Origin of the sequence: Halomonas campaniensis, from assembly GCF_002211105.1 — a bacterium.
GTDB lineage: Bacteria > Pseudomonadota > Gammaproteobacteria > Pseudomonadales > Halomonadaceae > Vreelandella > Vreelandella campaniensis_A.
Map to the genome: position 1 here is coordinate 27,998 of NZ_JPUA01000028.1, position 13,039 is coordinate 41,036.

Here is a 13,039-nt window from a genome sequence, read left to right on the forward strand (position 1 = left end):
AAATGAACACAATCGACAATGAAAACCTGCTCTGGCAGGTCACGCAGTTTATCTGGCACGAAGCGGCGATTCTGGACGCAAAAGAGTACGACGCTTGGCTCGATCTGTGGCAGCCAGAGGGCTTGTACATCATTCCTATCGAGGACGCCGACGATTACGCGGCAGTGCTCAACCTCTGTTACGACGATGACAAGATGCGCCGGGATCGTATTAAACGCTTCCAGGATGGCTTCTCGATCTCTTCGGCACCCCCTGCCGTCACCGTACGCACCTTGTCTCGTTTTGTGATCGATGCCGTCGATGGCAATACGGTTGTCGTTTCATGCGCTGAGCACCTGGTTGAAGACAAGTTTGGGCGTCAGCGCATTTGGGCCGCCAATGTGCGCTACACCCTCACGTCCACTGATACCGGCTTCCGTCTTCAGGAGAAGGTGGTTCGTCTACTCAACGCTGATGGAGTGCTGAATTCGTTCAGCTATTTGTTCTGATGAGCGTACCACTACCCGACAAAATTCAGACCGCAGTGGTGACCGGCGGCGCACGTGGACTCGGGGTTCACATTGTGCGCGCACTGCATAAGGCGGGGTTTCGTGTCGTTATCACCGATATCGACACCGGCCCCGCCGAAGCGCTGGCATCCGAACTCGACCTGGCCGGAGAGACCGCGGTGACCGCGACCCTCGATGTCGCCAAGCCAGAGGATTTCCAGGGTGTGCTGGACAAGATTGTCGCCCGCTGGGGCAGTTGCGAAGTGCTGGTCAATAACGCAGCCCGCACCGCAGTGCAAGGGGTGTTCGATATTGACCCCGCCCAATTTAACGAAGTGATGACCACCAACGCTGGCAGTGTCTTTGCCGGTTGCCAGATTTTTGGTCGCCACTTCAGAGAGCGTGGCTATGGGCGCATCGTCAACCTGGCGTCGCTGGCAGGGCAGAACGGCGGTACCGCCACTGGCGCTCATTATGCCGCCTCCAAGGGCGCCATTCTGACCTTGACCAAGATTTTCGCCCGCGATCTGGCGGCGGACGGGGTGACCTGCAACGCCATTGCGCCGGGGCCACTGGATACCCCGATGGTGCGTGAGGTACTCGGTGACAACCTGGATAAAGCGCTTGCCAATATCCCCGTAGGCAAGCTGGGCTCCCCTGAGCTGGTCGCACAAATGGTGAGCTTTCTTGCCAGCCCTCAGGCGGCTTTTGTAAACGGTGCCTGCTGGGACGTCAATGGCGGCATTTACATGCGCTGAGCATCTGGAGATGACCATGCAAGATGACATCATGACCCTGCGCGTTGTGCGCCGCGATATTCAAACCAATGAGATCGCAGTGATCGATCTGGCTGCTGAGAGTGGCGCTGATCTGCCTGCCTTTGAAGCAGGCGCCCACATTGATATTCACCTTGATGAAGGGCTGGTGCGTCAATACTCGCTGAGTAACCCTCCAGGGGAACGCCACCGTTATCGGCTCGGGGTGCTGCTCGACCCCGCTTCGAGGGGGGGATCCAAGGCAGTACACGAACGCTTACACGAAGGTGTCCAGGTGAAGGTTGGCGTGCCACGCAATCTATTCCCACTGGATGGATCGGCACCGCATAGCCTGTTGGTGGGCGGTGGCATCGGTATTACGCCCATGATTGCCATGGCGTACGAGCTGCGCGATGCCGGACGCTCCTTCGAGTTGCATTACTGCTGCCGTGGGCGTGACAAGGCAGCTTTTATTGATGAGCTTGAGTCTGCCTTTGGCGATGCGTTAGTGATGCACTTCGATGATGAGGAGGCCGCCCAGCGGCTGGACATCAAGGCTTTGCTAGGGGCACAACCCGCCGATACCCACCTCTATGTGTGTGGTCCCACCGGTTTCATGGACTGGGTGATCGGTGCCGCCGGCCAGGCGGAGTGGCCGCACAGCCGTGTGCATTCAGAGTACTTCTCTGCAGAAGTGGATACCAGCGGTGCCGCCTTTGAAGTTGAAGCGGTTGCCAGCGGCGTCACCGTTCAGGTGGAAGAGGGCATGTCCATCGCCCAGGCGCTCAGGGCGGCGGGCGTCAAGGTCAATGTTTCCTGTGAAGAAGGGGTTTGCGGCACCTGTATCTGCGAGGTACTGGAGGGTACTCCCGATCACCGTGACCACTTTCTCAGCGAAGAAGAAAAGGAAGATAACGACCAGATTGCCGTGTGCTGCTCCAGGGCTAAAAGCGCACGTCTCGTCATTGACCTTTGATCCGCCAGCGTAAAGGGAAACCGTATGCATGCCGTCAAAGCAAAACTCTGTGAGTCGATTCTAAACCTGTGTGGCCTCTGCCTGTTACTGATTGCCTTTGTCATCGGCGCGGGGGTGTTGATGCACCTGTTTGGAGTGTCGCAACTCATTGCGTTTGAAACACCCCATTGGCTGGTGGGGGGAGCGATTACGTTCAACTCTCTGATGGGGTTACAGGTGCTGCTTTTTGCAGTAGCCATCATGATGGCTATCGCCCCGGTCATGCTGCTGGATCGGCACGTTAGGGTTGATGTGTTTCACTCCCGTCTATCGGCACGCTATCGGCATGGGATCGATATTGTCGGGCATGCACTGTTCGGTATTCCTTTCTTTGCGTTGCTACTGCTGCCCGCTTATCGGTTTGCCGAGCGTGCCTACCTGACCAGTGAGCGCTCGACAGATGGGGGGCTGACGGACATATACGTTATCAAGGCCACTCTGCCTGTCGGTATCACCCTGTTTTTGGCGGTGCTGGTGTATCTGTTAGTGAAACGAACCTGGTTATTTATGTCAGGGAGCTCGGATCATGCTTGAACACTGGATGCCACTCTCCATGGTGCTGCTGCTATTCGCGGGTATTTTGTCGGGCTATCCGGTGGCACTTGTGTTGGGTGGGGTGTCGGCCATTTTTCTGTTGTTTTCAGACCTCCCCTTGGCCTTCGCCAACCTCATGCTGACACGGGTATACGCGAACGCGCTGAGCAACTGGCTCTACGTTGCCATCCCGATGTTTATCATGATGGGGTTGCTGTTAGAGCGCACCGGCTTGGCCCGTGATGCTTTCCGTGTCAGCGAACGCTTGCTGCGCAGGCTTCCTGGCCATCTCGCGCTGACGGTGCTGTTCATCGGCGGATTGATGGCTGCTACCACCGGCGTGGTGGGCGCTTCCGTTGTCCTGCTTGCGGTGTTGGCGCTGCCCCGCATGCTCGATGCTGGCTACTCGGCACCGGCGTCGGCGGGGCTAATTTCAGCCTCGGGCACGCTCGCCATTCTGATGCCGCCTTCCGTTATGCTGATTATTCTATCCAGCTTGGTATCGGTACCCGTCGGTCATCTGTTCAAGGCTGCCTTGGTTCCGAGTGCTTTGCTGCTACTGCTCTACACCCTCTATTCGCTTGCCCTTGCATGGGGGCAGCGGCATTCGCCTTTAACGGATATCAAATGCCCAGATGAGCCTCAAGGTGGTGGCGTTTGGCGCAACCTACTGGCGTTGTTCCCTTTCCTCGTACTGATTCCCATCGTGCTTGGCACCATCGTCTATGGGGTGGCGACGCCTACGGAGGCCAGCGGTGTGGGCGTGCTGGCGGTGTTGGGGTTTGCCGGTGTCATGCAGAAAATTGATGCGGAATCGGTAATGACAGCGGCGAGAGAGACCGTGGTCTCCACTGCCATGATCATGATGTTGGTCATTACGGCGACCTGCTTCTCGCTCATTTTTAAAGGGGTCGGCGGTGATGGCTTAATTCGCAGTAGCTTGGGGCTGATGGGGGGAGGCAGCTGGAGCGTTTTAATCCTCATCCTATTGCTGGTCTTCGTGCTGGGGTTCTTCCTGGACTGGCTGGAAATATCCTTGATTCTGATGCCTATCTTTGTGCCTATCATCACCCAGTTGGAGCTGGCGAATGGGCTTACCGGTGGAGCGCTGCTGGTGTGGTTTGCCATTCTGTTTGCGATCAACTTGCAGACTTCCTTTCTTACTCCCCCGTTCGGCGTATCGCTCTTCTATTTAAAAGGGGCCGTGGGTGATCGCGTAGCCACTCTGGATATTTATCGAGGCGTGCTGCCCTTCATCGCCATCCAGCTGTTCGTCTTGCTACTGATCCTGCTGTTTCCGTGGCTGCTCATGCTGTAGCCGTTGCATCAACCATCACCGCACAGAACTTACGACACAGAACTTAGGAAATGGAACTTAGGAAATAGAACTTAGGAAATAGAACTTACTAAACAAATAGAACAGGAGTGAACACTATGAAGTTGTCTTTGAAGAGCACCATTATCGGTACTGGCGCGTCGCTACTTGCCTCCACCGCGATGGCCCAGAATTTGACCCTGCAATCCGCTTTTCCCTTCAGTCTTGAGGTCATCGATACCTCAATACATCGCTTTGTCGAGGATGTCTCCACGGCGACCAACGGGGAGCTGACCTTCACTCCTTATGATGCCGGATCCTTTTCGCCCCCCTTCGAAATTCTGGAAAACGTCGGTAACGGCAGCCTGGATGCAGGTTGGTCGGCCGCCAGCTACTGGGCAGGTCAGATTCCGGCTGCCGCGCTGTTTCAAAGCATTCCCTTCGGCCCCGATGTGCCGAAGTACCTGTCCTGGTTATATGGTGGCGGCGGTCTCGAGCTATGGGAGGCACTCTACGCTCCCCATAATGTCGTACCGATTCCCTGCGGCAGCATGATCTCTGAAGCGGGCGGATGGTTCACCGAGGAAATCACCAGTGTGGAAGACCTCAATGGCATGAGCATGCGCATTAGTGGTCTGGGGGGCGAGGTAATGAGTCGCCTGGGAGTGTCGCCGGTGTCCATACCCGCTGGCGAGACGTTTCTCGGGCTAGATACAGGGCGCATTGGTGCCGCTGAACTCAGCTTTCCCACCATTGATACCAGTGCTGGCTTCTTTGAAGTTGCCAAGCACTACTACTTCCCTGGCTGGCACCAGCCCGGCAGCCTCAATGAGCTGCTGGTTAACGCTGACGTATGGGCTGGATTGGCAGAAAGCCAGCGCTTGGCCGTGCGCAATGCCTGCAGTGATTTGAGTATCCGCATGTTTGCTCACGATATGCAGGCTCAATCCGCCGCCCTGGAAGAGTTTCGCAGCGCTGGCGTCACCGTTGAACGCTTCCCTGAAGAGGTGTTGGCTGCCTTGCAGTTGGCCACAGAGGAGGTGCTGGAAGAAGCGGCTCAGCGTGATAACGACTTTGCCGACGTCATTGATTCGTATCAAAACTTTAGCGAGCGCTATGACGAGTACCGCGAGCTAACCGCTTTTTAACCACCCCGAGCCAACCGCTCAAATACGCATAATGAGGATCGCGATGCCTACCGTTCACGTTTACATGATGTCAGGCCGGACACAGCAGCAGAAGGAGTCACTGATCAGCGAAGTCACGGATGCTGTGGTCTCTTCGCTGAGTGCGCCCAAAGAGAATGTTCGGGTAATTATTAGTGAGGTACCCAAGAGCGAGTATGGAATTGGTGGCGTCACCGGCGAGAAGCTAGGGCGCTGATTCATAACAATAAACACGCTGGAGAATGAAAAATGAACTTTGACGCAAGAGATTTCCGCCGCGCCCTAGGCAAGTTTGCTACTGGCGTCACGGTGGTAACGACCCGCAACACCAGCGGTGAAAATTTTGGCGTCACCGCGAGTAGCTTCAATGCGGTGTCGATGGATCCGCCGTTGATCCTGTGGAGCATAGATAAAGGGGCTCACAGCCTCGCTACGTATCAAGTTGCAGAACATTTCGTTGTCAATGTGCTGAGCAATGCCCAAGTCGATATCTCAAATCGTTTTGCAAGCCGTGGCGAGGATAAGTTTGCCAATACCACCTTTGAGGAGGGGGTTGGTGGAGCCGCCAAGTTAACGGATGCGGCGGCCCATTTTGAGTGCCGTACATGGAACGTCTATGAGGGTGGGGATCACCTTATTATTGTTGGTGAAGTGGTGCGTTATGCTTATCGGGACGCGGGCAGCGCGCTCGTGTTCCACAATGGCCGTTATGCGGTGCCTGAACCGCATCCCATGTTGCTACCTGTGAATGAACAGAGTTCCTTGAATGGTCGTTTGGGTAAGCATTTGCTCTACCTGATGCGCGAAGCCCTCGCCGCCTATCGCGGCGATTTCTATCCTCGGCTCGCCAGCCTCGGAGTCAATGACAATGAATGGCGAATACTGACCTTACTGGCAGATCGTGGTGTTCTAGGGGTCGAAGATTTGGCCCGGTCTGTGGCCCAGCCTATTGCGGATCTCGACGATACATTGAATGGGCTACAAGAGCGTGCGCTAGTGGTGCTAGCAAACGATGGAAGCGTTCTGCTCAGCGAAGCGGGAGAGACGTTAGCGCTGCGGTTATTGGCTATGGCAGATGACTACGAGCAGCGTCTCTTCGAAAGTTTAGAGCCAACCGAGATAAGCACTATCAAATCAGGGCTGGGGCGAGTAATCGAACGCCTTGGTACTACTGCTTAAACATTGAATTCATTGGCAAGTAGGCTTGAGAAAGCACTACTTTCTTAAGGCTAATAATTATAAGACAGATGGCGTTTTTTACACGCCGAAAAACCTGGAGGTTAACATGACACAAGTATCTGATAGTGAAATTAAAGCTTTGGTATCACGTATTGAGGTACTCGAAGCAGAAGCTGACATTCGTCGTATTCAAGCACGTTATATGTTCTTATGTGACACGCCGATTCCAGAGTATGGCGTGCAAAGTGATGATGAGCGAATTGATTTGATTATGGATTTGTATACAGAGGATGCTATATGGGAAGGCGTTGGAGAATATTACGATAATCAATTTGGTCGCGCAGAAGGGGCTGCTGCTATCCGTAAGCATTTCGAAGGATTTTGGAAAAAAGATCAAGACCCTAAGCTCTTGCTAAACGTTCACTATCTGACATCAGAGCAAATTCATGTGACTGGTGATACAGCGGAAGGCCAGTGGGTACACTGCCAACCCTGGATATTCTCTGATGGTAAGGCACTGCTTCGCTCATCAAGACTGAATAATGGTTTTCGCAAAGAGTCTGATGGTAAATGGAGAATTACTAGGACGCGTACAGAGAATGTGTTTGTTGCACCTCTTAAGGAAGGTTGGGCGTCTGACTTTCCTTCTCAATCAATGTTGCTCAAACCCTGATTATATAACTTGTAAGGTTATTAAAAGATTTGTGGGCTCATTATTACTATACCTTGAGCCCACTGCATTCTCTAAACAGTCTAGGTAAGAGCATGCCATACTCTTTTTTATATTCTACCAATCCTGCACGTATTGTTTTCGGCCCTGGCAGTTTGGCGCAAATTGCTGATGAGGTGCGCCGGCTGGAGTGTACTCGAGCGCTGGTACTATCGACTCCTTTTCAGCGGGAGGATGCCGAGCGCCTTAGTCAACAGTTGGGAGAACTGGGAGCTGGCGTCTTTAGCGAAGCGGCTATGCATACCCCTGTAGAGGTGACTGAGCAAGCAATGGCAGCCTTTGCCGCAGTAAAAGCTGACTGTGTGGTTGCGCTAGGGGGAGGCTCCACTATTGGTTTAGGGAAGGCGATCGCTTACCGGAATAATGCGCCTCAAGTTGTCGTAGCCACGACTTACGCCGGATCGGAGGTTACTCCGATACTGGGGCAGACAGAGAACGGTGTGAAGACTACCGTTAAGGATGCATCGATTCTGCCGGAGGTAGTGATCTACGACGCCGAGTTGACCCTAGGGCTGCCGGTATCGATGAGCGTGACCAGCGGTCTAAACGCTATGGCCCACGCTGTGGAAGGCCTGTACGCCAAAGATCGCAACCCTATCACCACGTTGATGGCTATGGAGGGTATTCGCAGCCTTAAGGAAGCTCTGCCCGTAATCGTTGAGCGACCAGAAAACGTGGAAGCTCGCAGTAAAGCTCTCTACGGTTCCTGGTTATGCGGTACCGTGCTGGGCACGGTGGGTATGGCTCTGCATCACAAGCTGTGTCATACCTTGGGCGGGAGCTTCAATCTGCCCCACGCCGAAACCCATGCCATCATGCTAGCTCATACAGTGGCCTACAACGCTCGGGCTGCAAAGGATGTGCTCACACCCGTTGCCGAACTCTTTGGTGGTGAGCTGGGTGGAGGGCTTTACGACTTTGCCCGATCCCTAGGTGCCCCCCTGGCGCTCAAGGATCTAGGGTTGGCCGAGGCTGAGCTGGATCTGGCTGCTGGTCTGGCGATGAAGAACCCCTACTGGAACCCTCAGCCGGTCGAGAAAGAAGCAGTACGTGAGCTGTTACAGTATGCCTGGAGCGGTGCCCGCCCCGAATGATCAATCAGGGCTTGCCGAAGCGAGGCCCCAGCAAGGAAAACAGTATGACCAGAATAGATTATTTCACGGAAGAAAACTCCATTGAGGCAGTTAACGGTCGTATGGGTAAAGAGACCGCTCCGCGCTTGCAAGAGGTCATGGTCTCACTGATCAAACATCTACATAGCTTCGTTAAAGATGTCGAACTCACCCAGGAGGAGTGGGAAGCAGCTATTGAATTTCTTACCCATACCGGTCAGATATGCGATGACAAACGCCAGGAGTTCATTTTACTCTCCGATACGCTAGGCGTCTCGATGTTGGTAGATGCGATCCAGCACCGCCGCCCCCCTGGTGCTACTGAGAACACGGTTTTCGGCCCTTTCCATGTGGATGGTGCCCCGGTACTCGAAATGGGCGCCAATATCTCCCTGGACGGTAAGGGAGAAACCTGTCTCTACGAGGGCCGCGTGCTTGATCTGGACGGTAACCCTGTCGAAGGTGTGCGAATCGACGTGTGGTCAGACAACAGCGAGGGCTTTTACGATGTCCAGCAACCGGGGGAGCAGCCGACCTGGAATAATCGCGGGGTATTCATTACCGGTTCCGATGGTCGCTATTGGTTCACCGGTATCAAACCTGTGCCTTATCCCATTCCGGACGATGGCCCAGTGGGACAGATGCTGACATTGCTCGGACGTCACCCCTGGCGTCCTGCCCACATGCACTTCATGCTTAACCATAGCCGCTACGAACGCATCGTTACGCATACATTCGTCTCCGGAGATCCGTATCTTATATCGGATGCTGTCTTTGGAGTGAAGGACTCTTTAATAATCGACTACATACCCTGCAGTGAAGAAGGTGTGATGTGGAAGGCAAGTTTTGACTTTTTTATAGTTGAGAAAGCGACCAAAAGAGACACTGAACGCACCACTACCTAGAGGTTTTCGCTGACATGCTCAAGAAAGCAGTACCCGGCACTCAGAACGTACAATAGTTTTGCGCTTGGAGCTTGAGGCCGCCCAGGCTAACCACCAGTGCATGATCTTCGTGCCTTATGGCTTAATGCAGTACACAGGTCTTTATTGCGAAGCCCTGTGGAACGAATTGCAAGTCAGTTTTTTTCCACCACAGCTATTTTACCCGTGAATACACCTGCTTTTTTAGGGAGCTGCCATCCAAGATTTGTCAGCGCGGGGCCTCTGATTAAATGTAACCAAAATTATGAAAATCGATCAAACCGATAGGGCCTTGGATCTATGATCGGTGGGTTGCCAGAGAGAAGGTCGGCTGCTAATTCACCGGCGGCTGGCGAAGTACCAAATCCATGACCGGAAAATCCAGTTGCCACCGTTAGTCCTGGAAGCTGGTCCACCGAGCCGATCACTGGGTTGGAATCCGGTGTAATATCGATCATGCCTGCCCACGTCTGTTCGATCTCAGCTTGATCGAATGCTGGCCATGCTGCTTTCAGATTGTTTAACGCCTCGTTGTTGAGAGTTTGGTTCGCAGGTGGGTCTATTGTTCGTACGCGTTCAAAGGGTGAGCGTTGGGTGGCGGACCAACGGCGTGGCAGCGCTAAATCTTTGAAAAAATGCTTGTTGAGTCCTATTCGTAGGAGACTACGCTGGGCACGCAGCGCCTTCATGTAGTGCATACCGACCCGTAAATGATCCAGCGTTAGCGGTGCATCCAACGCACCGCGCTGAGTGATAATAAAGCCGCCGTCCCGATGCTTACGAAATGAAAAATCAGGCGCACCGACCGCAATATCAGTGGGACCTTCCATGGGTTTTGTGCGCAGAACAGAGCAAATGAGAGGAAGCGTAGGCAGCGATACGCCGTGATTGCCCAAAAAACGCCGTGACCACATGCCCCCCGCTAAAAGTACCTGATCGCAGCGAATTTCGCCGGTTTCGGTAACCACCCCGTCGATCTGTCCTCGGGATGTCGATAATGTGCGCACTGCGCAATTTTCAACAATAACGGCTCCTTTGGCGATAGCGGCTTTAGCAATCGCGCTGGAGGCGAGCGTCGGTTCTGCGCGCCCATCTGAAGGGGTGAAGATTCCACCAGCCCAGTCGCTACGGTTACCAGGTACCATATCGCTGATCTCACGAGGACTAAGCAGTTGGGAGTCCAATGAAAGATGCTGAACAGCGTTTAACCAGTTTTCATAGACTGACATCTGGGTGTCTGTACGGGCCACAAACATAATGCCTGACTGTCGATACCCGACGTCGCTACCGACACGCTCAGGCATCTCTGCCCATAGGCGGTCAGCGGCCTGGGCTAGCGGAATATCTTCTTCATGGCGGCTCGTCTTGCGAATCCAGCCGAGATTGCGCGATGACTGCTCGCAAGCAATTCGGCCTTTTTCAAGCACGACGACGGGAATGTTGCGCTCTGCCAAGGTCAGAGCGGCGGTGAGCCCGATAATACCGCCGCCAATGATGACAACCGTTGTCGAAACAGGCAGATGTTGTGATGTCTCGACGGGGATTATTGACGGAGCCATAAAGTCGGTGTCCTTAGGAGTGTGCTTTAGCCTACTAGAAGGTGCGGACTCCCAGGGAGGCCGCACTAGCAGGATAAGTAATCGCTTATTTTGCAGCCGTATTGATCACGTCTACTGTTGTTTGCGAAGCCCCTTTATAAGCAGTGACTTCGAGCTCGACTTTATAAACGGTTGAACCCAGAGGGGGGCACGTTACCGTGGAGGCTGGATCAACGCCTTTAAATTTTTGCCCGATAATTTCCATAACAGTCGGTACATCTTGCGGATCCTGGATAAACACGCGTGACATAACGACGTCCGCCAGTGACGCATCGATTGACGATAGGGCGGTTTCAATATTGGCAAACACTTGATGTGTTTGCTCGACAACATCTTCCGGGATCTCTTTTGTTTCTGGGTGGCGGCCAGCCGTATTGGAAACAAAAATCCAGTTATCAACCGCGACTAATCTTGAATAGCTGGCGCGCTCTTCAAACGTTGAGCCTGTCTTGACTTTTACTATGTGAGCCATCGTTTTATCCTACTATCCTGAACTATTTAGTGATCAATCGTTCGACGTACTAAAAGATGCCTGTGGCTGATATCAGCTCAACACGGGGGTTTCCCACAGGTTTAGCGAGACGCCGATACCTTTTTCGATAGCATTACGGTAGACATACGTTGCCCATGCCACATCTTCCACTGGCATCCCCCCAACGGATAGCAAGATGATCTCGTCATCATTTTTTCGCCCTGGCGCTTCGCCCGTCACGATTTCGCCTAGGTCTTCCAACTGGTCGAGAGTAATTTTCCCCTCGGCAATCATGTCCATAAAGCGAACCCCAATCACTGGAATATAGTGGTGGGCTGGCTTGGGCACTTCTTCGTACCAGGCCTGATAAAGTCCAGTATTGTCGAGGACTTTACGTGCCTCTTTCTCCATCCCTTCATCCAGGTTGCATAACGCTGGCATGGAGAGAAAAGCGCCGGGTTTGACCCACTCTCGTTTGACGAGGGGGTAGGCTGAAGGATCACCCACTTCACCAGAGTTGCAGTAGGTGACGATATCGGAGTCGCGTACCACGGCTTCAATACTATCGACTACCTGAATATTAGTGATTTGCGGATAGCTGTCTTTAACCCATTGGATGAAATTGTCGAGACTTTTTTGCCCGCGCCCTTTCACCTTGATCGTATCGATAGAGGGACAAACTGCCATAAAGGCAGAGACAGATGTTTTTCCCATCACACCTGGGCCTAGTAAGCCAATGACTTTGGAGTCCTTTCGTGCCAAATGCCGGGCACCTACGCCAGGTACGGCGCCGGTTCTATAAGCGGATAGCAGGTTGGCCGACATAAAAGCTAGAGGTGCGCCGGTATCAGCATCACTTAACGTGAAGGTAAGAATAGAGCGTGGTAGCCCCTTCTCTCTATTGGCGATGTTAGACCCATACCATTTGACCCCGGAGGTGCGAAAGCTACCACCTAAATAAGCAGGCATTGCCATCATGCGGCGGTCTGCTGTTGGCTTGGGCATCGTGGGAAATGGTGACTCCTCAGGAAACATGATCATCGCGCCGTGCGAGTCGTTATTGGGGCCTGCCATACGGTAATCACCCTGGTGGAGCAGGCTGAACACCTCTTCCATCGCATCCACGCAAGCGGGCATATCAGTCACACCGGCGCGTATCATGTCTTGCTCGGAAAGGTAAATAAAGTCGATTTGTGTGTTATTTTTCATTGTAGACCTCGGTATCGTCATTGTTTTCCTCAGGGGCTTAAAACAGCAGCTACCTCAATATATTGTGCTGTTAAATACGTCACCCATAAGTGTTTTTGAGCGTGGTTTCCGACACGCTGTTGAATAAAGCTACGTCTCATAAGTCGGCAGCGTTAGCACAAATCGGCAACTTGTTACTGCTAATGAGGAAGGATCGATAAATCTTTATTTTAACTTTTCCCTAATATTCATCTCTCTTAGGTTTTGGAGCGCCTGTCAGTATTTTTGATAACGTAACAATGTTAAAGAGGTTGTTTTTAAGCTTTTGTAAAAATAGGAAAAAACTAAGTGTCATGCTGATCCAAAGGGGCTAGATAAAAAATGACAATTAAGTTTCTGGTGATTGCTTAACGTTCTCCTTAATAATAGAAAATTTTGTATTAATAGATGCTAATTTTATGAGATAGGGTGTGCAGTAAGCGTTTGACTACATCGCGATAGAAGCCGATTCCGCTGGCTGTATGATCGTTCATCGACTCATCCCGGCAACGGGGGCCTCTGCTT

The 13,039-nt window shown here is 52.9% G+C and carries 14 protein-coding genes; 11 read left to right on the forward strand and 3 right to left on the reverse strand.

Annotation, left to right across the window (positions count from 1 at the left end; all coding sequences use genetic code 11):
- Positions 1 to 2 precede the first annotated feature (2 nt).
- The 11 genes from JI62_RS10395 (at position 3) to JI62_RS10445 (ending at position 9,199) form a co-directional block, all read left to right on the forward strand.
- On the forward strand, positions 3 to 488 hold the full coding sequence (locus tag JI62_RS10395; RefSeq protein WP_088700091.1) for an aromatic-ring-hydroxylating dioxygenase subunit beta: 486 nt from the start codon (positions 3 to 5) through the stop codon (positions 486 to 488).
- Positions 488 to 1,246 (forward strand): SDR family NAD(P)-dependent oxidoreductase, encoded by a 759-nt coding sequence (locus JI62_RS10400; protein WP_088700092.1) that lies wholly within the window; start codon positions 488 to 490, stop codon positions 1,244 to 1,246. Before JI62_RS10395 ends, JI62_RS10400 begins: the two co-directional genes overlap by 1 nt.
- Before the next feature lie 16 nt (positions 1,247 to 1,262).
- On the forward strand, positions 1,263 to 2,219 hold the full coding sequence (locus JI62_RS10405; protein ID WP_088700093.1) for a PDR/VanB family oxidoreductase: 957 nt from the start codon (positions 1,263 to 1,265) through the stop codon (positions 2,217 to 2,219).
- A 24-nt stretch (positions 2,220 to 2,243) separates the two neighbouring features.
- Positions 2,244 to 2,792 carry a TRAP transporter small permease subunit gene (locus JI62_RS10410; RefSeq protein ID WP_088700094.1) on the forward strand — a complete coding sequence of 183 codons (549 nt, stop codon included), beginning with the start codon at positions 2,244 to 2,246 and terminating at the stop codon, positions 2,790 to 2,792.
- Entirely contained in the window at positions 2,785 to 4,110 is a 1,326-nt protein-coding gene (locus tag JI62_RS10415; protein ID WP_088700095.1) for a TRAP transporter large permease, read from the forward strand. The genes JI62_RS10410 and JI62_RS10415 overlap by 8 nt, the downstream gene beginning before the upstream one ends.
- Positions 4,111 to 4,226: 116 nt before the next feature.
- Positions 4,227 to 5,255, forward strand: a complete 1,029-nt coding sequence (locus JI62_RS10420; RefSeq protein WP_088700096.1) for a TRAP transporter substrate-binding protein — start codon at positions 4,227 to 4,229, stop codon at positions 5,253 to 5,255.
- Between the two features lie 43 nt (positions 5,256 to 5,298).
- A complete protein-coding gene (locus JI62_RS10425; protein WP_088700097.1) occupies positions 5,299 to 5,490 on the forward strand; it encodes a 2-hydroxymuconate tautomerase in 192 nt (63 codons plus the stop codon).
- Positions 5,491 to 5,522: 32 nt separating this feature from the next.
- Entirely contained in the window at positions 5,523 to 6,452 is a 930-nt protein-coding gene (locus JI62_RS10430) for a flavin reductase (RefSeq protein ID WP_088700098.1), read from the forward strand.
- 106 nt (positions 6,453 to 6,558) lie between these two features.
- Positions 6,559 to 7,125 (forward strand): nuclear transport factor 2 family protein, encoded by a 567-nt coding sequence (locus JI62_RS10435; RefSeq protein WP_088700099.1) that lies wholly within the window; start codon positions 6,559 to 6,561, stop codon positions 7,123 to 7,125.
- Positions 7,126 to 7,217: 92 nt separating this feature from the next.
- Positions 7,218 to 8,276 (forward strand): maleylacetate reductase, encoded by a 1,059-nt coding sequence (locus tag JI62_RS10440; RefSeq protein ID WP_088700100.1) that lies wholly within the window; start codon positions 7,218 to 7,220, stop codon positions 8,274 to 8,276.
- Between the two features lie 44 nt (positions 8,277 to 8,320).
- Positions 8,321 to 9,199, forward strand: coding sequence for an intradiol ring-cleavage dioxygenase (locus tag JI62_RS10445; protein WP_088700101.1), 879 nt, complete (start codon positions 8,321 to 8,323; stop codon positions 9,197 to 9,199).
- 281 nt (positions 9,200 to 9,480) lie between these two features.
- On the opposite strand, the gene JI62_RS10450 is transcribed toward JI62_RS10445, so the two are convergent.
- The 3 genes from JI62_RS10450 to JI62_RS10460 form a co-directional block, all read right to left on the reverse strand.
- The gene (locus JI62_RS10450) at positions 9,481 to 10,776 is read right to left on the reverse strand and encodes an NAD(P)/FAD-dependent oxidoreductase (RefSeq protein WP_088700102.1); all 1,296 of its coding nucleotides are present in this window, start codon (positions 10,774 to 10,776) and stop codon (positions 9,481 to 9,483) included.
- Positions 10,777 to 10,861: 85 nt separating this feature from the next.
- Positions 10,862 to 11,287, reverse strand: coding sequence for a RidA family protein (locus tag JI62_RS10455; RefSeq protein WP_088700103.1), 426 nt, complete (start codon positions 11,285 to 11,287; stop codon positions 10,862 to 10,864).
- A gap of 72 nt (positions 11,288 to 11,359) precedes the next feature.
- A complete protein-coding gene (locus JI62_RS10460; protein WP_088700104.1) occupies positions 11,360 to 12,496 on the reverse strand; it encodes a tyramine oxidase subunit B in 1,137 nt (378 codons plus the stop codon).
- Between the last annotated feature and the right edge of the window lie 543 nt (positions 12,497 to 13,039).

Coding starts and splice junctions, on each gene's coding strand:
- JI62_RS10395 (WP_088700091.1), top strand. CDS start 3: ATGAACACAATCGACAATGAAAACCTGCTCTGGCAGGTCACGCAGTTT.
- JI62_RS10400 (WP_088700092.1), top strand. CDS start 488: ATGAGCGTACCACTACCCGACAAAATTCAGACCGCAGTGGTGACCGGC.
- JI62_RS10405 (WP_088700093.1), top strand. CDS start 1,263: ATGCAAGATGACATCATGACCCTGCGCGTTGTGCGCCGCGATATTCAA.
- JI62_RS10410 (WP_088700094.1), top strand. CDS start 2,244: ATGCATGCCGTCAAAGCAAAACTCTGTGAGTCGATTCTAAACCTGTGT.
- JI62_RS10415 (WP_088700095.1), top strand. CDS start 2,785: ATGCTTGAACACTGGATGCCACTCTCCATGGTGCTGCTGCTATTCGCG.
- JI62_RS10420 (WP_088700096.1), top strand. CDS start 4,227: ATGAAGTTGTCTTTGAAGAGCACCATTATCGGTACTGGCGCGTCGCTA.
- JI62_RS10425 (WP_088700097.1), top strand. CDS start 5,299: ATGCCTACCGTTCACGTTTACATGATGTCAGGCCGGACACAGCAGCAG.
- JI62_RS10430 (WP_088700098.1), top strand. CDS start 5,523: ATGAACTTTGACGCAAGAGATTTCCGCCGCGCCCTAGGCAAGTTTGCT.
- JI62_RS10435 (WP_088700099.1), top strand. CDS start 6,559: ATGACACAAGTATCTGATAGTGAAATTAAAGCTTTGGTATCACGTATT.
- JI62_RS10440 (WP_088700100.1), top strand. CDS start 7,218: ATGCCATACTCTTTTTTATATTCTACCAATCCTGCACGTATTGTTTTC.
- JI62_RS10445 (WP_088700101.1), top strand. CDS start 8,321: ATGACCAGAATAGATTATTTCACGGAAGAAAACTCCATTGAGGCAGTT.
- JI62_RS10450 (WP_088700102.1), bottom strand. CDS start 10,776: ATGGCTCCGTCAATAATCCCCGTCGAGACATCACAACATCTGCCTGTT.
- JI62_RS10455 (WP_088700103.1), bottom strand. CDS start 11,287: ATGGCTCACATAGTAAAAGTCAAGACAGGCTCAACGTTTGAAGAGCGC.
- JI62_RS10460 (WP_088700104.1), bottom strand. CDS start 12,496: ATGAAAAATAACACACAAATCGACTTTATTTACCTTTCCGAGCAAGAC.